The organism is Flavobacterium commune, assembly GCF_001857965.1.
GTDB classification, from domain to species: Bacteria; Bacteroidota; Bacteroidia; order Flavobacteriales; family Flavobacteriaceae; genus Flavobacterium; species Flavobacterium commune.
The window spans coordinates 2453084-2477393 of the sequence record NZ_CP017774.1; the positions used below are offsets into that span (position 1 = coordinate 2453084).

Sequence of the window (24310 nt, forward strand, 5' to 3'; positions counted from 1 at the left end):
TGAATATGAAAATAAAATTTATAGTTCCAGCCGTTTGTGTAATAGCTAGTTTTATAATGGCTTTCGGTGTGAAAAAAAATCACGTAACGGTTTATTTAGTTGGCGATTCCACAATGGCGGATTATGCTAATAATTACGAGCCGGGCAAAGATTATATGAAAACAAGATATCCGGTTACAGGATGGGGACAGGTTTTTCAGCAATATTTAGTGAAAGATAGTTTGCGAAAAGTGAATAAATTAATCAAAACGGACAGTGCTTTTGTCGATGACCGAGCCAGAGGCGGTCGCAGTACACGAACATTTTTTCAGGAAGGAAGATGGCGGGCGGTGTATGAAAATCTTAAAAAAGATGATTTGGTTTTGATGCAATTTGGGCACAACGATGCTGCCGAAGACAGAGCCGAAAGATATGTTACCATTGAAGGTTATAAGGAATTTTTAAGATTATTTGTTGACCAAACCAGATCCAAAGGAGCAGTTCCAATTATCTTAACACCAGTGGCCAGAAATTATCCATGGAAAGAAGGGAAACTTCAAAATGTTCACGGATTGTACGATCAGGCTGCAAAAGATGTGGCAAATGAATTGCAGGTTTTGGTTATCGATTTGAACAAGAAATCAATGGATTTTTTCACTAAAAAAGGAGAGACTTTTTCGGCTGAAAATTATTTTATGAATTTCCCTGCCGGTAAATATGAAGCCTATCCAGAGGGACAAAAAGACAATACCCATTTTCAAACCAAAGGTGCTGTTGAGGTAGCCCGACTTGTTTTTGAAGGAATGAAAGAATTAAATGCAACTATTAAAAATTAATAAAAACTGTTTTCTATGAGAAATGTAATCCGACTAAAATACATTTTGTTTTTTTTATTTATTAGCCAATTCTTTTTTGCCCAAACAGCAAATCCTGAAAAATATAAATATCAATTTGTTGTTGCTAAAGACGGCAGTGGTGATTATAAATTCATTCAGGATGCAATCGATGCGATGCGAAAATTCCCTTTGGCTCCAATCACTTTATATATTAAAAATGGAGTTTATAACGAAAAAATAGATTTGTCTGCCAATAATACCGATGTGATTTTTATTGGTGAAAGTGTTGATAAAACCGTTATTACTTATAATGATTATTCAGGAAGAGGCAAAATGGGGACTTTTGATTCCTATACCGCTAAAATATCTGGAAACCGATTTAAGGCTGAAAATATAACTTTTGAAAATTCAGCAGGCAGGGTAGGGCAGGCAGTAGCCTTGTATGTTGATGCTGATAAAGCCGTTTTTAAAAATTGTAAATTTTTAGGAAATCAAGATACGATCTATCATGGCGGTGAATATTCCAGACAATTTTTTGTGGATTGTCATATAGAGGGAACAACCGATTTTATATTCGGTCCGGCAACGGCAGTTTTTAAAAATTGTACAATCCTTTGTAAAGCGAATTCTTATATCACAGCACCCAATACTCCAAAGGATAAAGAGTTTGGTTTTGTCTTTATGGATTGTAAAGTTAGTGTGACTAGCGAAGTTGATAAAATGTACCTTGGCCGACCTTGGAGAGCCTGGGCAAAATCAGTATTTATAAAATGTGAATTGCCTAAACAAATTGCTCCGCAAGCATGGGATAATTGGGGAAATGTTGAGAATGAAAAAACAGCTTTTTTTGCTGAATACGAATGTAGTGGTGAAGGTTTTAGACCAAAAGAAAGAGCGCCATGGACACATCAACTGAAAAAAGCAGAAGCCGAAAGATATACTTTGAAAACTATTTTGGGCAGTAATTCAAAATCTTCAGAAAAGGAATGGTATGAATTGTGATTTTTTAAAATAGATTGACAGGGTTAACAACAAATTTTTAAACCAGTGGATTATATTTCACTGGTTTTTTTGTAATAACTTCCATCGTATAAATATCAGGCTAATTTTTATTGAATTATTTTATGGTATTATAAAAAATACTAAAATATTTTTATCAAAAATAAAATAACAAACAACATGCAACCGATTGTGTAATTTTTATATATTTGTAAAGTTGAATTTATACTTAAGCTTTTGAGTCTGGCAAAAGAAGTTATAATTCAAAAGAAAAATAACAATCTGGTGATTAAAAAAAAACTTTAATTTGAAGGTTTTTTTCATCCCTTTTTTTAAGTGTTATTTAAACACATATATAAAGGGGCTGTTTGTTAAAATTGGAGTATTGGAGATAATTTAGGATTTTGTCAATTAATAGAATGAAAAACTTTTTTTTAATATACTTGGTTTTAGTGTTTTCATTGGGATATTCCCAAGAGAATAATAGACTGAAACTTTGGTATAATCAACCTTCAGGGAAAACTTGGGAAAATGCTTTGCCTATTGGTAATGGTTTTCTAGGTGCTATGGTTTATGGAAATGTTGAAAATGAAATTATCCAGTTAAATGAAAATACAGTATGGAGTGGTGGACCGAATAGAAATGATAATCCAAATGCTTTAGCTGCTTTGCCGGAAATTCGAAAAATGATTTTTGATGGAAAACATAAGGATGCTGAAAAATTAGCAAACCAGGCTTTTATTTCAAAAAAATCACAAGGGCAGATGTTTCAGCCGGTAGGGAATCTTAATTTAAGTTTTGAAGGACATGAAAAGTATTCTAATTATAGGAGAGAACTTAACATAGAAAATGCAATTTCAAAAACAAGTTATGAGGTTGATGGTGTAACTTATATGAGAGAGGCTTTTGTTTCATTTTCAGAAAGAGTGATTGTAATTCATCTTACGGCAAATAAAAAAGGGAGTCTTTCATTCACTGCTAATTATACTTCGCCCCATAAGATTAAGAATTTTTCAGTAAGCAATTCAAAAGATCTTGAAATCACAGGTATTACCAGTGATCATGAAGGAGTAAAAAGTTTGATTAATTTTAAAGGAATAACTCGTATCAAATTAGATAACGGAAAATTAGAACAAACTGATAATTCACTTATTGTAAAAAATGCCAATGCTGCTACTATTTTTATATCAATAGCTACAAATTTTAATAACTATAATGATGTAAGCGGTAATGAAGCGAAACGTGCTGCTGATTATATGAATGCAGCCTATGGAAAATCTTATGAAACCCTTAAGAAGAAACATATTGCTGCCTATCAAAAATATTTCAATCGGGTGAAATTAGATTTGGGGACAACTCCGGCAGCTGATTTGCCAACAGATGAGCGTTTGAAAAATTTTAGAAATACAAATGACCCACAATTTGTAGCATTATATTATCAGTATGGCCGCTATTTATTGATATCTTCTTCACAGCCTGGAGGACAACCGGCTAATTTACAGGGAATTTGGAATAACAGTCTTACTCCGGCCTGGGACAGTAAATATACTATTAATATAAATGCTGAAATGAATTATTGGCCTGCTGAAAAAACCAATCTTTCAGAACTACACCAACCTTTTTTAGAAATGGTAAAAGATCTAGCTGTGACGGGACAAGAAACTGCCAAAACCATGTATGGTACAAGAGGATGGATGGCACATCATAATACTGATATTTGGCGGGCTACTGGTGCTGTGGATGGTGCTTTCTGGGGATTATGGACAGCAGGAGGCGGATGGGCCAGTCAGCATTTATGGGAACATTATCTTTATAAAGGGGATAAAGAATTTTTAGCATCTATATATCCTGTACTAAAAGGTGCAGCCTTATTTTATGTAGATTTTCTGGTAGAACATCCTAAATATAAATGGATGGTTGTAAATCCGGGGAATTCTCCGGAAAATGCACCACAGGCTCATAATGGTTCATCGCTTGATGCAGGAACAACAATGGATAATCAAATCGTTTATGATGTTTTTTCTACCACAATTCGGGCAGCACAAATTTTAAAAGAAGATGCTATTTTAATAGATACGTTGCAACAGTTACGCAGTCGATTGGCTCCGATGCATGTGGGAAAACACAATCAGCTTCAAGAATGGTTGGATGATATTGATGATCCTAAAGACAATCATCGTCACGTTTCTCACCTTTACGGATTGTTTCCATCTAATCAAATTTCGGCATACAAGACACCTGAATTATTTGCTGCTTCTAAAAATACTTTGCTTCAACGAGGCGATGTTTCCACGGGTTGGAGTATGGGCTGGAAAATTAACTGGTGGGCAAAATTGCAAGATGGAAATCATGCTTTTTCGCTTATAAAAAATCAACTTACTCCTTTAGGTGTAAATTCAGGAGGTGGGGGAACTTATAATAATCTTTTTGATGCGCATCCTCCATTTCAGATTGATGGAAATTTTGGTTGTACTTCGGGAATTACAGAAATGTTAGTTCAAAGTTCTGACGGAGCTATTCATTTGCTTCCGGCATTAGCTGATGTTTGGCCAGATGGTAGCGTTGAAGGAATACGTGCTCGAGGTGGTTTCGAAATTGTAGAGATGAAATGGAAGAATTATAAACTTACCAAATTAGTTGTAAAATCAACATTAGGAGGGAATCTAAGATTGCGTTTACCAAATAATCTCAAACAAAAATCAGGTGCTGAATTAGCAATGGCAAATGGAGAAAATCCGAATCCTTTTTATTTTGTTGATGAAACGGCACAAGCCATTATATCTGAAAAATCCAATATAAAACCACTTGAGCTTAAACCTATAATATTGGTTGATATTGAAACAAAAAAAGGGAATGTTTACACATTTGTTAGTAAATAAAACAATTTTATAAAAATTAAAAATAGGACTAAAATGAAAAAAAAATTAAATCTACTTTTTGCTTTCACACTATTATTTTTTGGAACAAATACATTTGCCCAAAATCCTAAATTTCATATTTATCTCTGTTTAGGGCAGTCTAATATGGAAGGCTATGCTAAAATTGAACCCCAGGATACTATAGTAAATAAGCGTTTTCAGGTTTTAGAAGCAGTAGATTGTGATAATTTGAACAGAAAAAAAGGACAATGGTACACAGCAGTTCCGCCTTTGAGTCGTTGTACTACAGGACTTAGCCCGGCAGATTATTTTGGAAGAGAAATGATTGCTAATCTTCCGCAAGATGTAAAAGTTGGTGTTATCAATGTAGCTGTGGGAGGATGTAAAATCGAACTTTTTGACAAAGATAATTATGAAGCTTACGTGAGTACAGCACCACAATGGTTGAAATCGATGGTGTCTCAATATGACGGGAACCCTTATGCCAGATTGGTAGAAATGGCTAAAATTGCTCAGAAAGACGGAGTGATAAAAGGAATATTATTACATCAGGGAGAATCGAATACTGGTGATACGCTTTGGACAAAAAAGGTAAAAGTAGTTTATGATAATTTATTGAAAGATTTAAATCTTAAAGCTGAATCTACGCCTTTATTGGCTGGAGAAGTGGTTCATGCAGACCAAAATGGGGTATGTGCCGGTATGAATAAAATTATTGCCACTTTGCCTCAAACAATCCCCAATTCCTATGTGATTTCTTCCAGCGGATGCCAGGATGGTGCAGATAATCTTCATTTTACAGCCGAAGGATATAGAGTGTTAGGGAAACGATATGCTGCAAAGATGCTTGAGATAATGAAAAAGAATAAAATTTAAATCAGGCTAGTCTTTTAAAATAACCAACCAAAAAAATATAAATATGAGATTGAATACCAAGGTTTTATTGGCGTTTTGTTGTTTGTCGATGATTGAAATTACAGCACAAAATCCTATCATCAAGCATATTTTTACTGCTGATCCTTCGCCAATAGTACATAAAGATACGCTGTTTTTATACACAGGGCATGATGTCGCTACCGAAGCTGATACTAATTATAAAATGGCCGATTGGCATGTGTTTTCTACAACTGATATGGCAACCTGGAAAGATCACGGGGCACCACTTTCGCCGAGTACTTTTTCGTGGGCTACAGGTGATGCTTATGCCGCACAGTGTATCGAGAGAAACGGGAAATTTTACTGGTTTGTTTCGACCTTTCATAAAAAAGATGGAGTTAGTGGAGGCGGAGCAGCTATAGGAGTTGCTGTTTCAGATACGCCTACAGGTCCTTTTAAAGATGCCATTGGTAAAGCTCTTGTGATAAACGAAATGACCAAAGATTTACCTCACGCTTGGGATGATATTGATCCTACCGTATTTGTGGATGATGACGGACAAGCTTACATGTTTTGGGGGAATGGAAGCTGTAAATGGGTGAAATTGAAAGAGAACATGATAGAAATGGATGGTCCTATTGCCACTTTTAAACCTAAAAATTATATTGAAGGACCTTGGGTTTATAAAAGAAAAGGACTTTATTATTTGGTATATGCCAGTGCAGGTACAAAACCGGAAATGATTGAATATTGTACCGCTACAAATCCCGCAGGTCCATGGACATACCAGGGGATTATTCAGGAAAATGTACCTAACAGTTTTACGACACATCCGGGAATTATTGATTATAAAGGAAACTCATACTTTTTTTATCATAACGGAACTTTGCCTACAGGAGGTAGTTACAGACGCTCTGTTTGTGTAGATTATATGTATTATAATGAGGATGGAACTATTCAGAAAATAGTACAAACTACTGAAGGTGTAAAAGCTTTAAAATAAAAATTGACATGAAAATAAGAGATACTTTTTTTTATATTGTTTTGCTGGTTGGTTTAACAATTACTACTAATTATGCTCAGGAAAATAAAGCTAAAAATCCATTGATTTATGCAGATGTTCCTGATTTATCAATGATTAGAGTAGGTGATACTTATTATATGAGTAGCACTACAATGCACGTTAATCCGGGAGTTCCAATTATGAAATCTACTGATTTAGTAAATTGGAAACTTGTCAATTATGCATATGAAACATTAGAAGATGACAATGACAGGCTCAATTTAGATAATGGAAAAAATGATTATGGCAGAGGTTCATGGGCTAGCTGTTTGCGTTTCCATGAAGGAATTTATTATGTAAGTACTTTTTCAGGAACAACGGGTAAAACATATATTTTTTCTACAAAAAATTTAGAAAAAGGACCTTGGAAAAAAATAGTATTAAACAACTCATACCACGATCACTCCATTCTTTTTGATGATGATGGAAAAGTGTATATGGTTTGGGGAGCAGGAAAAATTCAAATTATAGAGCTAAATAAGGATCTTTCAGGAGTAAAAGAAGAAACTAAAAGAGTCTTAATAGAAAATGCAAGTGCTCCTGCTGGAAACAATATAATGTTGCAATCTGAAGGTTCTCAACTTTTTAAAATTAACGGAAAATATTATTTATTTAATATCAACTGGCCAAGAGGAGGAATGCGTACTGTAATTATTCATCGTGCCGATAACATCAATGGTCCTTGGGAAGGAAAAGTGGGATTGCAAGATCAGGGTGTGGCACAAGGTGGACTTATCGATACTCCAGATGGTAGATGGTTTTCTTATTTATTTAAAGATGCCGGAGGTGTGGGACGTATTCCTTATTTAGTTCCGGTTAAATGGGAAGATGGCTGGCCAATATTAGGAGTGAATGGAAAAGTTCCTGAATATTTAGATTTACCACCAAGCAAAGGATTGATTCCTGGAATTGTAAATTCAGATGAGTTTACACGTAAAAGAAGTGATCAAGATTTGTCTTTAGTTTGGCAATGGAATCATAACCCAGACAATTCACTTTGGTCTGTGAGAGAGAGAAAAGGGTATTTAAGATTAAAAACAGCCAGAATAGACAGCAGTTTTGTTCAGGCTAAAAATACCTTGACTCAAAGAACTTTTGGACCTGAAAGTTCGGCTTCAACAATGCTTGAGATTTCTAAAATGAAAGAAGGAGACATGGCAGGACTTGCTTTACTGCAAAAAGAATTTGGATTAATAGCGGTGAAAATTGAAAATGGTTCTAAAAAAATTGTAATGATTGATGCTTCCAAAGGAATTCCAAAAGAAATTGCAAGTGTAACTGTAAACCAAGACAAAGTATATTTTAAAGCAGAATGTGATTTTAAAGATAGAGCAGATAAAGGAAAGTTTTATTACAGTTTGGACGGAAAAGAATGGATTAGTATTGGGAACACTATAAAGTTACCTTACACACTTCCACATTTTATGGGATACCGTTTTGGTCTGTTTAATTATGCTACAAAAAATACGGGTGGATATGTAGATTTTGATTGGTTCAGAATTAAATAAAGATTGAGTATGGTTATAAATAAATTTTATAAGCAGGATTATCATCGAATTATCCAATTTTTTGTACTGATTCTTATTTTGATAGTTCCGGCTTTGGCCATAAGCCAAAACAAAAAGAAAACCGTAAAATCAGCAATCAAAACATCTCAATATCGTAATCTTTTTAAAGAAGCAGGTTACAGTCAGGTTGAAATAGACCAGAAATTAGCTAAAGCTTATTATGATATTTTTGAAGGTCCAAATCGTGTTTATTTTAAAGAAGGCGATTCTTTAGGTTATGTTTCTGATGTTAAAAATAAAGATGCACGTACCGAAGGCATGTCTTATGGTATGATGGTAGCAGTTCAATTGGATAAAAAAGAGGTTTTTGATCGTCTTTGGCGTTGGTCGGTAAAATACATGCAGCATCAAAGTGGACCAAGAGAAGGCTACTTTGCTTGGAGTGTAAATCCAGAAACCAAGAAAAAGAATTCGCAGAATTCAGCTTCTGACGGGGAATTATATTATATAACCAGTTTACTATTTGCCTCTAATAAATGGGGTAATAATACTGGTATTGATTATTATAAAGAAGCTCGTAGAATATTAGATGCGATGTGGAAAAAAGATGGAACTGATAATGTATATAATCTGATTAATACTGAGCACAAGCAAATAAGTTTTGTACCTGAAGGAGGAAGTTACAATTGGACAGATCCTTCTTATCATTTGCCTGCTTTCTATGAAGTTTGGGCATTGTATGCTAAAGATGGACATGAGGAGTTTTATAAAGAATGTGCCAATGTTTCTCGTAATTTTTTGCATAAAGCCTGTCATCCTGTAACAGGTTTAAATGCAGATTATACAGAATTTAACGGTCAACCACATTCCACTCGATGGATGCCGGCAGCTTTTCGTTATGATTCCTGGCGTGTTCCAATGAATATTGCGATGGATTATACCTGGTATGGAAAAGATAAAAAATGGCAGGAAGATTACGCTAAGAGATTTCAAAATTTCCTTAAGTCTAAAGGATTAGAAACTTATGAGGATCAATTCAATCTGGACGGTTCTACTCCTGATTTTATTCTTCAGGCGGGTCCAGTTAAAAAGTTGAGACATTCTATAGGATTAGTATCTACGGCAGCAACTGCTTCACTTGTCAATAAAGATAAAGGAAGTGTAGATTTTGTTCGTGCAATTTGGAATGCTAAACTAGAGCCTTATGAAGATGGCTATTTTGATCCCTATTATGATGGTTTGATGTATCTCTTCAGTTTAATGCATCTTAGTGGAAATTATCAAATTATAGAGCCAGAAATTAATTGAAATTAAAATTTTTAAACTTAAAAAATAAAATATGAAACAGTATTTAAATGTTACGTTATTGGTATTTATTTTATCTAACTATTTGTGTTTAGGACAATCTATTGTGGAAGATTTTAAGCCTTCCACAGTCAATCAGCCTGGACAGGAATACCCACAAGTTAATTCTCAGGGCTACGCACGATTCAAAATTTTAGCTCCAGAAGCACAATCGGTTGTGGTGAGTCTTGGACTAGGAGGAGCAAAGGGAGGTACTGTTCTTACCAAAGGAGAGAATGGTTTTTGGATGGGAACTACAGCAGGAGCAATGGATGAAGGATTTCATTATTATCATGTAACTGTTGATGGAGGTGTTTTTAATGATCCCGGAGCCTTAAATTTTTATGGATCTACCCGTTGGGAAAGCGGAATAGAAATTCCAGCCCATGATCAGGATTTTTATGCATTAAAAAACGTTCCTCATGGTAATGTACAGCAAATTCTTTTTCCTTCAAAAAGTACTAACACTTCGCGCCGTGCTTATGTTTATACACCACCGGGTTATTCCAAAGAACAATCAAAACGTTTTCCTGTTTTGTACTTGCAACACGGTTGGGGCGAAGATGAAACCGCTTGGAGTAATCAAGGACGTGTTAACCTAATCATGGATAATTTAATAGCCGAAGGAAAAATAAAACCGTTTATCATAGTGATGACTTATGGTATGACCAATGAAGTTAAATGGGGCGGTATGGCAAGTTTTAAAATTGATGGTTTTCAAACGGTTCTTGTTGATGAATTAATTCCGTATGTCGATGCAAATTTCCGTACTCTGGCTAATCATGCAAATCGAGCCATGGCGGGACTTTCAATGGGAGGTATGGAAACAAAAACCATAACAATTAACAAACCGGAAGTTTTCTCGCATTACGCACTTTTGAGTGGTGGAACGTATAAGCTAGAAGATATTAAAGATAAATCTAAGGTGAAACTTATCTTTTTAAGCTGTGGAAGCAAAGAACGTCCTGATGGTGTGAAAAATGCAGTAACTGGTCTAAAAGAAGCAGGATTTAATGCCGTTTCCTATGTTTCTGAAGGAACTGGTCACGAATTTCAAACTTGGAGACGTAGTTTTAAAGAATTAGCACCATTACTTTTTAAGGATTAAAAAAAGATTTTTATGAATTACAAATCTATTATTTATTTGGTGGGTGTTTTGACAACAACAATTGGTATTGCACAAACTAATCCGCTTAAAGTTACGGAAGATTTCAAACCATCGTCTGTAAATCAACAAGGGAAGCTATATCCGCAAGTCAATTCCGAAGGTCGGGTGAGAGCAAGTATTCTTGCACCTCAGGCTAATAAGGTGCAGCTTGATCTTGGTGGTACAAAATATGACATGGTTAAAGATGAGAAAGGGATCTGGACAGGAGTATCTGATCCTCAGGATGAGGGATTCCATTATTATCAACTCAATATTGATGGAGCATCAGTTCCTGATCCAGGAACGGTATATTTTTACGGAGCTGGAAGATTAGGAAGTGCAATAGAAATTCCAGCTGCTGATCAGGAGTTTTATGCAATGAAAGATGTTCCACATGGGCTTGTTAGCGAAAATATCTATTTCTCTAAACTAACGAATTCGTTTAGACGCTGTTTTGTTTATACGCCTGCAAATTATAATGAAGATTCAAAAACACGTTTTCCTGTACTTTATTTACAACATGGAAGTTTTGAGGACGAAACAGGATGGGCAGTACAAGGAAAAGCCAATTTAATATTGGATAATTTGATTGCTTCGGAAAAGGCAAATCCTATGATTGTAGTGATGGATAATGGCTACGCTTATAAACCTCAAACGAATACATCTCGTCCGGAATCAATATTCGAAGAGGTTGTAATAAATGAAATTATTCCTATGATTGATTCAAAGTTTCGAACCATTGCAAATCGTGAACACAGAGCAATTGCCGGACTTTCTATGGGAGCCAATCAAACTATGAGGATAATGATGAATCATTTGGATACCTTTTCTTATTATGGAGGATTTAGTGGAACTTCCAATTATCCGAGTATTGATGCAATTGACGTCAACACTTTTTTAGATGGAAAATTTAAAGAGGGTAATGCACTCAATAAAAAAATAAAGCTTTTTTGGTTAGGATTAGGAACGAAAGAGCCTATCCCATTTCCTGCATCCGTAGGTGCATTTCGAACCATGTTAGAACAACAAGGAATTAGATATGCCTATTATGAATCTCCTGAAACAGCGCATGAATGGCTTACATGGAGAAGATGCTTAAATCAATTTGTAACTCAATTATTTAAATAAAAAACCAATTATCAACCAACCTAAAAATAAAATAATGAAAAAAATTATTGTTACAGCAACAATGCTTTTTATGTGTAATCTAATTGTTGTTGCACAAAAAATCGAAAAAGAAGGTCCGAAGGGATTTGACCAATTAAAGCCAGCTATCGCTCACGGTACAATAGATACCATCGCTTATGATTCAAAAACAGTAGGAACCACCAGAAAGGCTTTAGTTTATAAGACTCCTGGATTTTCAAAGGACAAAAAATATCCTGTACTTTATTTACTGCATGGTATTGGCGGTGATGAAAAAGAGTGGCTAAAAGGAGGGACTCCACAAATAATATTGGATAACTTATTTGCCGAAGGAAAAATTAAGCCAATGATAGTGGTGTTGCCAAATGGACGCGCTATTAAAGATGATCGGGCTACTGGAAATATTATGGCTCCAGATAAGGTTCAAGGTTTTGCCACTTTTGAAAGAGATCTTTTAGACGATTTAATCCCTTTTATCGAAAAAACATATCCAACTCTGACTGATCGAGAGAACCGCGCTATTGCAGGACTTTCTATGGGAGGAGGTCAATCACTTAATTTTGGTTTAGGGAACTTAGACAAATTTGCCTGGGTGGGAGGTTTTTCATCTGCACCTAATACTAAATTACCAGAAGTTTTAATACCAAATCCGGAAGAAGCAAAGAAAAAATTAAAATTGCTTTGGATTTCCTGTGGAGACAAAGATGGATTAATTACTTACGGCAAGCGTTTACATGATTATTTATTGGAAAAAAACGTACCGCATGTATATTATTTAGAGCCAGGCGGACATGATTTTAAAGTTTGGAAAAATGGTTTGTATATGTTGTCACAGTTTTTGTTTAAGCCTGTTGATGTAGCCTCTTTAAGCCAATATACAGTATTGGATACGGCTTCTGTTGAGAAGTAAAAATAATCAGATATTGGATTAACAACGGTCTATAAAAAACAATTATGAGTAAATTTTTAAAATTATGTAACATCAACACTGGTTTGACATTAGGAATGTTTTTCTTTTTGAATTTTGTTACAGTTAAAGCTCAAAGTTCGATAATTGAAACAAAACAGGAGCTAATAGGTGTTCCCTCCCAAACCAATATCCGTAATGCCAAGTATCCTCAAATACTACCAGACAATCGGGTTGTTTTTAAAATTAAGGCACCGGATGCTGCTAAAGTACAAGTCGATTTAGGAAAAAAATACGACATGATAAAAGAGGAAGACGGAACTTGGAATCTGACTACTGATGTCATCAATAAAGGATTTAATTATTATTCCTTACTTATTGATGGTGTAGCGGTTGCTGACCCTGCAAGCGAAAGTTTCTATGGAATGGGACGTATGGCCAGTGGGATAGAGATTCCAAATAAAGAAGGTGATTTTTATGCTCTAAATAACGTGCCCCATGGTGATATCAGAATTAAGCAATATTTTTCAAAAGCCACGAATTCCTGGCGTGAAATGTATGTTTATACTCCACCAGGCTATGAAAAATCTACCGAAAAATATCCTGTTTTGTATCTATTGCACGGAGGAGGAGAAGATCAGAGAGGATGGGCTACTCAAGGGAAAGCTAATTTAATTTTAGATAATTTAATTGCCGAAAACAAAGCCAAACCGATGGTGATAGCAATGCTTGATGGCAATATGGGAAATACAGGAGGAATTACAGGTTTTAATGAAAATGCGCTGAAGGCCTTTGAAAATGAATTGAAGTTAGGAGCAATTCCGTTTGTGGAAAGTAATTTTAGAGTGGCAACCGATGCCAAAAACAGAGCTTTGGCCGGTTTATCAATGGGTGGATTGCAGACTTTATATGCTGGTGTGAAAAATTCAAATATGTTTTCAAGTATAGGAGTGTTTAGCTCTGGTTGGTGGGCAAATAATACAACATTATCTGAACCTCAATATGAGTTTATGAAAAACAATGTCGCAACTCTTAACTCAAATATTAAAGAATTCTGGATTTCTATGGGAGGAAAAGAAGATATTGCGTATGAAAACTGCAAAATAATGATGAGCAAATTCGACCAAATGGGGATAAAATACAAATATAGTGAATATCCTGGAGGTCATAGTTGGCCGGTTTGGAGACACGATTTATTTCTGTTTACACCATTATTGTTTAAGTAAATCATAAAGACAATTGTACCAAGAATGAACATAAGCAATGTATCATCTTCTACTTATTGTTGATTTTGGGATTTGATTTTTATTATTAGAAAAAGATAAAATTTTACAAGACCATTAAAATATTTTTAATATGAGTAAAAGAGAAAATTCAAGACGTATATTTTTAAAACAAGCTATATTAGGATCGGCTACAGTTGCTATAGCTCCGTCATTATTTGCAAATTCAGCTTCGGCATCCGAAAAAGAGAAGGTTAAGTTAGCTTTGGTAGGTATTGGTAACCGTGGCGGGCAAATTGCCAAGGATTTGTATGCTACTGGTTTGTGTGAAATCGTAGCGCTTTGTGATGTAGATATGGGAGCTAAGCACACACAGGAAATTATGACAATGTTTCCCAAAGCCAAACAGTTTAAAGATTTTCGGGAAATGTTTGATAAAGCGTCAAATGAAATCGAAGCAGTTTCTGTAGGTACACCAGATCATTCCCATTTCCCTATTTGCATGATGGCACTCTCTTTAGGAAAGCATATTTATGTTGAAAAACCTATGGCTTGCACCTTTTATGAAATTGAACTAATGATGCAGGCAGCCAGAAAACATCCTAATGTGGTAACCCAAGTGGGTAATCAGGGACATTCAGAGGCAAACTATTTCCAGTTTAAAGCATGGAAAGAAGCCGGGATTATCAAAAATGTAACTGAAGTGGTAGCCCACATGAATTCGCCCCGAAGATGGCATGGTTGGGATCCAAATATTTATAAACTTCCGGAAGGACAACCAATTCCCGAGGGTATGGATTGGAACACCTGGTTAATGGCCAGACCCTATCATGACTACAGCGAAAAGTACCATCAGGGTAACTGGCGTTGTTGGTATGATTTTGGAATGGGAGCACTGGGAGATTGGGGAGCTCATATTTTAGACACAGCCCATGAATTTCTAGATCTTGGACTGCCTTATGAAGTTAATCCGATTAAATTAGAAGGTCATAATGATTACTTCTTTCCTATGTCGTCCACAATCCAATTTAAATTCCCTAAAAGAGGTAGTATGCCACCTATGAATATTACTTGGTATGATGGTGTAAACAATATGCCAGCTTTACCATCCGGATATGGTGGTTCTCAATTGGATCCTAATATTCCAACAGTCGCTGGTGCAAAGTTGCAGGAGGCAAAGTTGAATCCCGGAAAAATAATTTACAGTGATGATCTTATTTTTAAAGGTGGTACGCACGGAAGTACTTTAAGCATCATTCCAAGTGACAAAGCCAAAGAAATGGAATCAAAGTTGCCAGAAGTTCCTGTAAGCACTTCTAATCATTTTGCTAATTTTCTGCTGTCCTGCTTGGGAAAAGAGAAAACCAGATCACCGTTTAAGATTTTTGGTCCACTGAGTCAGGTTTTCTCATTGGGAGTGATTGCTCAAAGATTAAATACACCTATTCAATTTGACAGAAATACAAAAACGATTACAAACAATCCGTTTGCTAATGCATTATTAACAGATGTCCCACCACGCAAAGGATGGGAAGAATTTTATAAACTTTGATAAAAGAATCGTTCAAAAATAAAATCTAAACATGAAAAAAATATTGTTACTAACTATAGTGTTGCTTAGCAGTCTTGTTGTTCAGGCACAAAAAGACAATTCGAATACTTTAACCCCACAAGAAGTGAATGAGGGTTGGGAGTTACTATGGGATGGAAAAACGACCAATGGATGGAGAGGGGCAAGAATGGATACGTTTCCCACAAAAGGATGGAGTATTGCAAACGGTAGCTTAAAAGTACATAGCACTGATGGTGGAGAATCTTCTAATGGTGGGGATATTGTTACCGTTAAAAAGTATAAAAATTTCATTTTGAAAGTTGATTTTAAAATAACAAAAGGAGCTAATAGTGGAATAAAGTACTTTGTGGATTCTGATTTGAATAAAGGAGCAGGATCTGCAATTGGTTGTGAATTCCAAATATTAGATGATGAAAATCATCCTGATGCAAAAAATGGAGTCAGAGGAAATCGTACACTCGGATCCCTTTATGATTTAATTACCTCTAAAAGAGACAAGAATTTCAAGTTTGATAAGAACGACTTCAATACAGCCACAATCATAGTTCAAAATGAAAAAGTAGAACACTGGTTAAATGGAGTTAAACTTGTAGAATATACCCGAAATAACCAAATGTGGGATGCTTTAGTTGCCTACAGTAAATATAAGGATTGGCCAAATTTCGGAAACGCAGCAGAGGGTAATATTCTATTGCAAGACCATGGAAATGAAGTGTTTTTCAAAAATATAAAAATTAAAGTTTTAAAATAGTGGTTCTTTTTTTAATGTTATTAATAACAAAAATTATGATTAATTATTCAAAATTGCATAATGCAAGGGTATTGGCTTTTGGGATATTTTTTCTTTTGAATCTTTCAACAGTAAAAGCCCAAAAACCAATAATTCAAACAAAATATACTGCCGATCCTGCACCAATGGTACATAATGATACCATATTTCTTTATACTTCACATGATGAAGATGATGCAAAAGGCTTTAAAATGCTCGATTGGTTGCTTTATACATCAACCGATATGGTCAATTGGACAGAACATGGAGCAGTTGCATCTTTAAAAGATTTTAAATGGGCTAAGCAGGATAACGGAGCCTGGGCAGTGCAGTGTATCGAACGAAATGGTAAATTTTATTTGTATTGTCCTATGCACGGTGGAGGTATAGGAGTATTAGTTTCAGATAGTCCGTATGGTCCATTTATAGATCCTCTGGGGAAGAGACTAGTCTATTCTGATCACAACATTTGGGACGATATAGATCCAAGTCCGTTTATTGATGATGATGGTCAGGCCTATTTGTATTGGGGAAATCCACATTTGTATTATGTGAAACTAAATGCGGATATGATTTCTACTTCTGGCGAAGTTGTAAAAGTAGATTCAAAGCCTAAAAATTATCAGGAAGGACCATGGATTTGGAAAAGAAAAAATCATTATTATTTGTCTTATGCTTCTACCTGTTGTCCGGAAGGTATTGGTTATGCCATGAGTAATTCAGCTACAGGACCTTGGGAATACAAAGGAATGATTATAGATGCAAGTGAAAAAACAAGAGGAAATCATCCGGGAATTATTGATTACAAGGGGAAATCCTATGTTTTTGGACATAGTTATGATTTGTTAAAAAGTGAGACTTCTACCTTTTATGAAAGACGTTCTGTAGATGCTGAACAGCTGGTTTATAACGAAGACGGAACAATTAAAAATTACAGTTATTTCACCAAAGAAGGACCGGAACAAATAGAAACACTCAATCCTTTTAGACGTATAGAAGCAGAAACGATGGCTTGGAGTAAAGGTGTTAAAGCCGATAAAAATAAAGAATCCGGAGTTTATGTAACTCAAATCCATAACGGTGACTTTATTCAGATAAGAGGGGTTGATTTTGCAAAAGGCGCTAAAAAAATAGAGCTTATTGCAGCCTCTTTAAACGGAGGAACAATTGAGATACGTCTGGATAATGTTGATGGTGATATCATTGGTATCAGTAAAATAGAAAATACGGGTGGAGGACAAAATTGGAAAACATTCAAAACTAAAGTAAAAAAAGTAAATGGCGTACATGATTTGTTTTTTGTTTTTAAAGGAGAGCAAGGAGAATTATTCAATTTTGACGCATGGAAATTCAGTAAATAAACACCAATGAGAAATATATTTTTTTTATGCTGCTTCATCATTTTTTCAGCAGCTTATTCACAAAACACAATGTCGGTTTCCAGTCCTAATGGAGACCTGACATTAAAGGTGTTAATCAACGACGGAACGGCTTTTTATTCCGTTGCTTACAAGGGAGGAATTGTATTAGAAGATTCTCCACTAGGATTAATTACTAATGCTGGTGATTTTACAACTAATATGAATTTTGTGAGTTCAACTACGGCAAAAGTAGAGGAAACTTACCATCAGACTAAGATCAAACAATCAAAAGTAAATTATAATGCCAATACTTTGAACTGTGTATTTTCGAATGCCAAGCAACAAAAAATAGCAGTTTTGTTTCAGGTAAGTGATAATAATATTGCTTTTAGATATGAGCTTCCGGCATGGGGAGATACTAAAGTATGTGTGGTTTCTGAAGAAAAAACAGGATTTAAATTTCCGTCATCAACAACAACTTTTCTTTCTCCGATGATGCGACCAATGACAGGATTTGCCCGTACTGCACCAAGTTATGAAAGCGGTTACGAAGCGGATGCTCCATTGAGTAAAACCACATCTTCTGAAGGTTATGTGTTTCCGGGACTTTTCAATTTAGCCAATAAAGCCTGGATTTTGTTATCCGAAACAGGAGTGAGTAGTTTGTATACCGCATCCCATTTAAGTGGGTATAAAAACGGTATATACACTGTAGAGTATCCCAATCCGAAACAAAATAATGGTTTTGGAAGTTCGGGAGCACAAATAAGTCTTCCCGGAGTAACACCCTGGCGAACAATCACTGTAGGAGAAACACTAAAACCTATTGTTGAAACTACCATTCCTTTTGATGTTGTAAAACCACTTTACAAGCCTTCACAAGAGTATAAAATGGGACGCGGTAGCTGGAGCTGGATTGTATGGCAGGACAATAGTATGAACTATGAAGATCAGGTAAAATATATTGATCTGGCTGCTGCTATGAAGTTTGAATATATTTTGATTGATGCCTGGTGGGATGATAGAATTGGTTATGACAAAATGAAAGAATTAATTAAGTATGCTAAATCTAAAAATGTTGAGGTATTCTTATGGTATAATTCTAATGGTACTGTTAATGATGCTTTTCAGACTCCGCTCAATAAAATGAATACCGCTATTGCCCGAAAAAACGAAATGAAGTGGCTTAAAGAAGCAGGTGTAAAAGGATTGAAAGTGGATTTCTTTGGAGGAGATAAACAAGAGACTATGAAACTGTATGAAGATATTCTTTCAGATGCTAATGATTATGGTTTAATGATTGTTTTTCATGGTGCAACATTACCTCGTGGTTGGGAAAAAATGTATCCTAATTTTGTAGGAAGTGAAGCTGTAGTAGCCTCTGAAATGTTAATTTTTTCGCAGGATGTACGTGAAAAAGAAGCTTATTTTGCGTCATTACATCCTTTTATTCGAAATGCAGTAGGAAGTATGGAATTTGGAGGCGTATTATTAAATAAATTTCTAAACAAAGGAAATACAAAAGGACAAGAACGATTGACTACTGATGCTTTTCAATTAGCAACTTCGGTTCTTTTTCAAAATCCTGTTCAGATGTTTGGTCTGACTCCTAATAATTTGACTGATGTACCTGCTTTTGAATTGGATTTTTTAAGAAAGGTTCCAACCACATGGGATGAAACAGTTTTTATAGACGGATATCCGGGCAAATACAGTGTTGTAGCCCGAAGACAGGAACAAAAATGGTATGTAGCAGGTGTAAATGCCGAGAAAACAGCTAAAGTTTTAAAACTAAAATTACCTATGCTTGCTGGTCAAACGATCACGATGTATAATGATAAAGCGGATAAAGAAACGTATACCACTAATTTAAAAGTTTCTAAAAATGGAGAATTGTCTATAACAATACAACCTAATGGAGGAGTTGTAATAACCAATTAGAATTATGAAACAACCTTATAAAATAGTAGCAATACTTATTACCATTTTAAATTGTACAATAGGAGAAGCACAAAATCCTATTGTACAAACCAATTATACTGCCGATCCGGCTCCTATGGTTTATAATGGCAAAGTGTATTTATATACCAGTCATGATGAAGATGATTCTACCTGGTTTACAATGAACGATTGGCGATTGTATACCACCGACGATATGGTCAATTGGACTGATCATGGTGCTGTATTGTCTTATAAAGAATTCGATTGGGCAAAAATGAACGCTTGGGCACCACAATGTATAGAGCGAAAAGGAAAGTTTTATATGTATGTTCCCATAACTGATCGTCAGGGAAAGAACGGTATTGGAGTTGCTGTTGCTAATAGTCCTTATGGACCATTTATTGATCCGTTAGGAAAACCTTTAGTTTCAAATAGTAATGCCGATATTGATCCTACTGTATTTATAGATGATGATGGACAAGCTTATTTATTTTGGGGAAATCCGGTGTGTTATTATGTAAAGTTAAATGAAGACATGATTTCTTATAAAGGTGAAATCCAACAAATTTCGAATACAATTGAAGCATTTGGCAAGCGTGAAGGAAAAGTAAATGAACAAAGACCAACTACTTATGAAGAAGGACCGTGGTTGTACAAACGCAATAATCTTTACTATTTATTTTTTGCAGCAGGACCTATTTCGGAGCATATTGGGTATTCAACCAGTAAAAACATAACTGGACCGTGGAAATATCAAGGAGTTGTAATGCCTACACAAGGAGGTTCTTTTACGAATCATCCGGGAGTTATTGATTTTAAGGGAAAAAGTTATTTTTTCTATCATAATGGAGCATTACCGGGAGGTGGAGGTTTCACCCGTTCTGTAAGTGTTGAAGAACTTAAATTTAATAAAGACGGTTCGATCGTGCAAATGAATATGACCGAAGGAATTAAACAAAGTTTAAGTCCGTTAAATCCTTTTACTAAAACGGAAGCAGAAACTATTGCCTGGTCAGAAGGTGTGAAGTCGATGAAAAATGATGTAGTTGGTAATTTTATTACAGCAAAATATAATAATGCTTATACCAAAGTCAAAGAGGTAGATTTTCGTCAAGAGGGAGCTTCAAAATTTACAGCCCGAATCGGTACAACGCATAATAGTAATGTAACTATGGAGGTACGATTGGACAGTAAAGAAGGAGAGTTAATTGGAACTGTAAATGTTCCAATGACAGGAGGAAATGACAGATGGGTATTACAGACAATTGATATAAAAAAAGTATCCGGAATTCATGATGTCTATTTCGTTTTTAAAGGGAAAGCCCAAAAGGATATTATGTATTTTGATTATTGGAAATTCTCAAAATAATTTTATTTTTTTTTAAGAAAAAAGCAATCGGTTGTCTAAAAAGTTTTTAAATTAGGATTCGAAAGATACATGAATAAAAATTATGTTAGCTGATTTCAAAAGTATCCTAAATTAAGTCTAGAAATAAAATAATTAAGCAATAAAAAATAAACAATTAAAAATTAACCTAATGAAAAAAACAAAAGTCTTACTATTATTAAGCGTTGTTTTGTTATCTGTAACTGGAGCAAACAGCCAAAATAAACCAAAAAATAATCCTCCTTTATTTTCTAATTTCAGCTATCAAGGAAACGATCAGGTGTATATAGATAATCCATTAAAATCTGATGAGTTTTATACTCCTATTTTACAAGGATGTTATCCTGATCCGGCCATCACTAGAAAAGGGGACGATTATTACATGGTATGTTCTTCATTTGCCATGTTTCCGGGTGTGCCTATTTTTCACTCTAAAGATTTGGTCAACTGGACTGACCTGGGAGGAGTATTGAATGATGTTACGCAATTCAATCCTCATGACACCGGAATTAGTGCTGGAGTTTATGCGCCTGGAATTACTTATAATCCTCATAATGATACATTCTATATGATTGTAACGGCATTTTCAGGAGGTTTAAACAATATTATTGTAAAAACAAAAGATCCTAAAAAAGGTTGGGGGAATCCAATAAAATTAGGTTTTGGAGGTATCGATCCTTCTATTTTCTTTGATGATAACGGTAAAGGTTATATCGTTCATAATGATGCTCCGGATAATGGGAAAGAGCGTTACAATGGACATCGTGTGATTAAAATTTGGGAATATGATGTGGAAAATGATAAAGTAATTCCGGGAACTGACAAGATTATTGTTGATGGAGGAGTAGATCCTGCTAAAAATCCAATTTGGATTGAAGCACCACATCTTTATAAGAAAGACGGAAAATATTTTTTAATGTGTGCTGAAGGTGGTACTGGAGGCAATCATACTGAGGTTATCTTTAAAAGTGATAGTCCAAAAGGACCATTTATTCCTGCACCAAGCAATCCAATTCTAACACAAAAGTATTTTGGAAGAGACAGAAAAAACAAAGTCGATTGGGCTGGTCATGCCGATTTGGTTAAAGGACCTGGAGACAAATATTATGGTGTTTTCTTAGCGGTTAGACCAAACGAAAAAAATAGGGTAAATACCGGTCGTGAAACTTTTATGCTGCCTGTAGATTGGTCTGGTGAATTTCCAGTTTTCGAAAATGGATTGATTCCATTGGAACCAAAAATGAAAATGCCACAAGGAGCTACTGAAAACAAAACAGGTAAGGAAGGATTCTTCCCGAATGGTAATTTCACTTTCAATGATAATTTCACATCAAACAAATTGGATAATCGTTGGATTGGTCTAAGAGGACCTCGTGAAAAATTTATAGCAATTACTAAAAAAGGATTACAAATTAATCCGTTTGAAACCAATATAAAAGAGTTAAAACCTACATCTACGTTGTTTTATCGCCAACAGCATAATAGATTTTCATTGACAACAACTATTGATTACAAACCAAAATCAGACAAAGATTTAGCAGGTGTTGTAGCCTTGCAAAATGAAGGTTCTAATTATGTTTTTGGAATTACCATGAAGGATAAAGACTATTATGTAGTGCTGCAAAAAAATCAGAAAACAAGAAGAGATGCCGCAATAAATTCTACAATTGTGGCAAGTGCAAAAATAGATCTTAAAAAACCGGTTCAGCTTCAAATGAAAGCAAATGGAGATGATTATGAATTTGCTTATTCTGTCAACGGAACTGATTTTGTTAATGTAGGAGGAATTGTTTCCGGAGATATTTTATCAACGGATGTTGCAGGTGGATTTACAGGTTGTTTATTAGGATTGTATGCTACTTCAACTAATGATGCACGACCATAAGTAATTTTTGATAGTATTAAGAAGATGGTTGTCCTGAATCGAAATATTCAGGACAACCATAATTTAAGTCAAACTGAATTTTAAAATCAGTAGTTTTCCAATAATGCTTTTCATACGTAAAGCTAGAATCCTATTGTGTATTAACAATGACGTGATTTATTTATATAAATACTATTAATGTTGGGAAAATCTATGTAAATGATGTTGTTAAAGCACAATAATAATTAATTATGTATAAACGATATACAAGTTGGCTCTTATTTTTTTATTTACTGATTCTTTTTTCAGGATGTCAATCACAACGCTTATCAAATAATAAGTCAAGTTGGGTTGGAAGTTGGGCTACAGCACAACAACTAGTTGAACCACATAATGTACCTCCAAGTCCCGGACTTACAAATAATACCTTACGACAAATTATTAGAGTTTCTATAGGAGGTAAAAATATAAGGTTACATTTTTCCAATTTATTTAGTGATGAATCTACAGTTTTAGAATCGGTAACTGTTGCTAATGTTGTTGATGCTGCTATGATTGATGGTCAATCGCTTAAGCAACTTACTTTTGGCGGAAAATCATCAGTGACTATTGAAGCGAAAACGGATGTTTTTTCAGACGCATTTGATTTTCCATTACAAGCAGGTCAATTATTAGCTATTACAATTCATTATGGTAAAACAGCTTCGAAAATATCAGGTCATCCTGGATCTCGAACCACATCATTTCTTTTAGAAGGGGATCATAGTAAGAATGTCAATTTTTCTGGTGCAATTAAAACCGATCATTGGTATACCATAATGGGAGTCGATGTTATGGCTTCCAAAAAAACAAATGCTATTGTTTGCTTGGGAAATTCAATAACAGATGGGAGAGGTTCAGGAACGAATAAGCAAAATAGATGGACGGATATTTTGTCCGAACGATTATTAGCCAATCATGCTACAAATACTATAGGTGTATTAAATTTAGGTATTGGTGGTAATTGTGTTTTGAGAGGAGGTTTAGGTCCAACAGGATTAGAGCGTTTTGACAGGGATGTACTTTCTCAAAATGGAGTTAAATGGTTGATTCTTTTAGAAGGAATTAATGATATTGGAGGTATTCGAAAAGCAGAAGACGCAACTGTAAGAGCTAATGAACTCATTGAAGCTTATAAGGTAATGATAAGCAAAGCCCATGCTAAAGGAATAAAAGTGTACGGATGTACCATTTTACCTTTTAAAAAATCATTTTATGATGCCGATTTTAAACAAGAAGCCAGAAGTATTGTAAATGAATGGATACGATCTGGCAAGAGTTTTGACGCGGTTATTGATTTTGATAAAGTGATGGAATCAAATACAGAATCACAGACTATTTTACCTGATATGCATGATAACGATTTTTTACATCCTAATGAAAAAGGTTATCGTCGTTTAGGAGAGGCAATTGATCTGGGATTATTTAAAATTTAATATTTATAAAACAGGAATTGGTTATCATTCAAA

At 34.9% G+C, this 24310-nt stretch carries 18 protein-coding genes; all 18 read left to right on the plus strand.

Annotated features, from left to right (window positions below):
• The first annotated feature begins 5 nt into the window (after positions 1 to 5).
• The 18 genes from BIW12_RS10310 to BIW12_RS10395 all read left to right on the plus strand — a co-directional run bounded on the left by BIW12_RS10310 (position 6) and on the right by BIW12_RS10395 (position 24277).
• Positions 6 to 815, plus strand: a complete 810-nt coding sequence (locus BIW12_RS10310) for a rhamnogalacturonan acetylesterase (protein WP_157499544.1) — start codon at positions 6 to 8, stop codon at positions 813 to 815.
• Between the two features lie 15 nt (positions 816 to 830).
• Positions 831 to 1817 carry a pectinesterase family protein gene (locus BIW12_RS10315; RefSeq protein WP_071185042.1) on the plus strand — a complete coding sequence of 329 codons (987 nt, stop codon included), beginning with the start codon at positions 831 to 833 and terminating at the stop codon, positions 1815 to 1817.
• 416 nt (positions 1818 to 2233) lie between these two features.
• Positions 2234 to 4693: a glycoside hydrolase family 95 protein gene (locus BIW12_RS10320; protein WP_071185043.1), complete on the plus strand. Its 2460-nt coding sequence runs from the start codon at positions 2234 to 2236 to the stop codon at positions 4691 to 4693.
• A gap of 33 nt (positions 4694 to 4726) precedes the next feature.
• Positions 4727 to 5569, plus strand: a complete 843-nt coding sequence (locus BIW12_RS10325; RefSeq protein ID WP_071185044.1) for a sialate O-acetylesterase — start codon at positions 4727 to 4729, stop codon at positions 5567 to 5569.
• Between the two features lie 43 nt (positions 5570 to 5612).
• Complete coding sequence (locus tag BIW12_RS10330; protein WP_071185045.1) at positions 5613 to 6572, plus strand: glycoside hydrolase family 43 protein; 960 nt, start codon at positions 5613 to 5615, stop codon at positions 6570 to 6572.
• An 8-nt stretch (positions 6573 to 6580) separates the two neighbouring features.
• A complete protein-coding gene (locus BIW12_RS10335; RefSeq protein WP_083382099.1) occupies positions 6581 to 8140 on the plus strand; it encodes a glycoside hydrolase family 43 protein in 1560 nt (519 codons plus the stop codon).
• A 9-nt stretch (positions 8141 to 8149) separates the two neighbouring features.
• Positions 8150 to 9448, plus strand: a complete 1299-nt coding sequence (locus BIW12_RS10340) for a glycosyl hydrolase family 8 (protein ID WP_071185046.1) — start codon at positions 8150 to 8152, stop codon at positions 9446 to 9448.
• Positions 9449 to 9479: 31 nt separating this feature from the next.
• Positions 9480 to 10592, plus strand: coding sequence for an alpha/beta hydrolase-fold protein (locus BIW12_RS10345; RefSeq protein WP_071185047.1), 1113 nt, complete (start codon positions 9480 to 9482; stop codon positions 10590 to 10592).
• Positions 10593 to 10604: 12 nt separating this feature from the next.
• Positions 10605 to 11759 carry an alpha/beta hydrolase-fold protein gene (locus BIW12_RS10350; RefSeq protein ID WP_071185048.1) on the plus strand — a complete coding sequence of 385 codons (1155 nt, stop codon included), beginning with the start codon at positions 10605 to 10607 and terminating at the stop codon, positions 11757 to 11759.
• 34 nt (positions 11760 to 11793) lie between these two features.
• On the plus strand, positions 11794 to 12687 hold the full coding sequence (locus BIW12_RS10355; RefSeq protein ID WP_083382100.1) for an alpha/beta hydrolase: 894 nt from the start codon (positions 11794 to 11796) through the stop codon (positions 12685 to 12687).
• A gap of 44 nt (positions 12688 to 12731) precedes the next feature.
• A complete protein-coding gene (locus BIW12_RS10360; protein WP_232227076.1) occupies positions 12732 to 13910 on the plus strand; it encodes an alpha/beta hydrolase-fold protein in 1179 nt (392 codons plus the stop codon).
• Between the two features lie 130 nt (positions 13911 to 14040).
• Positions 14041 to 15459 carry a Gfo/Idh/MocA family oxidoreductase gene (locus BIW12_RS10365; protein ID WP_071185049.1) on the plus strand — a complete coding sequence of 473 codons (1419 nt, stop codon included), beginning with the start codon at positions 14041 to 14043 and terminating at the stop codon, positions 15457 to 15459.
• 31 nt (positions 15460 to 15490) lie between these two features.
• On the plus strand, positions 15491 to 16231 hold the full coding sequence (locus BIW12_RS10370; RefSeq protein ID WP_071185050.1) for a 3-keto-disaccharide hydrolase: 741 nt from the start codon (positions 15491 to 15493) through the stop codon (positions 16229 to 16231).
• Positions 16232 to 16266: 35 nt separating this feature from the next.
• Positions 16267 to 17610, plus strand: coding sequence for a glycoside hydrolase family 43 protein (locus BIW12_RS10375; protein ID WP_083382101.1), 1344 nt, complete (start codon positions 16267 to 16269; stop codon positions 17608 to 17610).
• 6 nt (positions 17611 to 17616) lie between these two features.
• Complete coding sequence (locus tag BIW12_RS10380; RefSeq protein ID WP_071185051.1) at positions 17617 to 19551, plus strand: glycoside hydrolase family 97 protein; 1935 nt, start codon at positions 17617 to 17619, stop codon at positions 19549 to 19551.
• A 4-nt stretch (positions 19552 to 19555) separates the two neighbouring features.
• On the plus strand, positions 19556 to 20920 hold the full coding sequence (locus tag BIW12_RS10385; RefSeq protein ID WP_071185052.1) for a glycoside hydrolase family 43 protein: 1365 nt from the start codon (positions 19556 to 19558) through the stop codon (positions 20918 to 20920).
• A gap of 169 nt (positions 20921 to 21089) precedes the next feature.
• Positions 21090 to 22823 carry a glycoside hydrolase family 43 protein gene (locus BIW12_RS10390; protein WP_071185053.1) on the plus strand — a complete coding sequence of 578 codons (1734 nt, stop codon included), beginning with the start codon at positions 21090 to 21092 and terminating at the stop codon, positions 22821 to 22823.
• A gap of 230 nt (positions 22824 to 23053) precedes the next feature.
• Positions 23054 to 24277, plus strand: coding sequence for an SGNH/GDSL hydrolase family protein (locus BIW12_RS10395; protein WP_071185054.1), 1224 nt, complete (start codon positions 23054 to 23056; stop codon positions 24275 to 24277).
• Positions 24278 to 24310 lie beyond the last annotated feature (33 nt).

What these genes read in the sequence shown, in the direction of transcription:
- BIW12_RS10310 (WP_157499544.1), top strand. Translation starts at nt 6, where the DNA reads ATGAAAATAAAATTTATAGTTCCAGCCGTTTGTGTAATAGCTAGTTTT.
- BIW12_RS10315 (WP_071185042.1), top strand. Translation starts at nt 831, where the DNA reads ATGAGAAATGTAATCCGACTAAAATACATTTTGTTTTTTTTATTTATT.
- BIW12_RS10320 (WP_071185043.1), top strand. Translation starts at nt 2,234, where the DNA reads ATGAAAAACTTTTTTTTAATATACTTGGTTTTAGTGTTTTCATTGGGA.
- BIW12_RS10325 (WP_071185044.1), top strand. Translation starts at nt 4,727, where the DNA reads ATGAAAAAAAAATTAAATCTACTTTTTGCTTTCACACTATTATTTTTT.
- BIW12_RS10330 (WP_071185045.1), top strand. Translation starts at nt 5,613, where the DNA reads ATGAGATTGAATACCAAGGTTTTATTGGCGTTTTGTTGTTTGTCGATG.
- BIW12_RS10335 (WP_083382099.1), top strand. Translation starts at nt 6,581, where the DNA reads ATGAAAATAAGAGATACTTTTTTTTATATTGTTTTGCTGGTTGGTTTA.
- BIW12_RS10340 (WP_071185046.1), top strand. Translation starts at nt 8,150, where the DNA reads ATGGTTATAAATAAATTTTATAAGCAGGATTATCATCGAATTATCCAA.
- BIW12_RS10345 (WP_071185047.1), top strand. Translation starts at nt 9,480, where the DNA reads ATGAAACAGTATTTAAATGTTACGTTATTGGTATTTATTTTATCTAAC.
- BIW12_RS10350 (WP_071185048.1), top strand. Translation starts at nt 10,605, where the DNA reads ATGAATTACAAATCTATTATTTATTTGGTGGGTGTTTTGACAACAACA.
- BIW12_RS10355 (WP_083382100.1), top strand. Translation starts at nt 11,794, where the DNA reads ATGAAAAAAATTATTGTTACAGCAACAATGCTTTTTATGTGTAATCTA.
- BIW12_RS10360 (WP_232227076.1), top strand. Translation starts at nt 12,732, where the DNA reads ATGAGTAAATTTTTAAAATTATGTAACATCAACACTGGTTTGACATTA.
- BIW12_RS10365 (WP_071185049.1), top strand. Translation starts at nt 14,041, where the DNA reads ATGAGTAAAAGAGAAAATTCAAGACGTATATTTTTAAAACAAGCTATA.
- BIW12_RS10370 (WP_071185050.1), top strand. Translation starts at nt 15,491, where the DNA reads ATGAAAAAAATATTGTTACTAACTATAGTGTTGCTTAGCAGTCTTGTT.
- BIW12_RS10375 (WP_083382101.1), top strand. Translation starts at nt 16,267, where the DNA reads ATGATTAATTATTCAAAATTGCATAATGCAAGGGTATTGGCTTTTGGG.
- BIW12_RS10380 (WP_071185051.1), top strand. Translation starts at nt 17,617, where the DNA reads ATGAGAAATATATTTTTTTTATGCTGCTTCATCATTTTTTCAGCAGCT.
- BIW12_RS10385 (WP_071185052.1), top strand. Translation starts at nt 19,556, where the DNA reads ATGAAACAACCTTATAAAATAGTAGCAATACTTATTACCATTTTAAAT.
- BIW12_RS10390 (WP_071185053.1), top strand. Translation starts at nt 21,090, where the DNA reads ATGAAAAAAACAAAAGTCTTACTATTATTAAGCGTTGTTTTGTTATCT.
- BIW12_RS10395 (WP_071185054.1), top strand. Translation starts at nt 23,054, where the DNA reads ATGTATAAACGATATACAAGTTGGCTCTTATTTTTTTATTTACTGATT.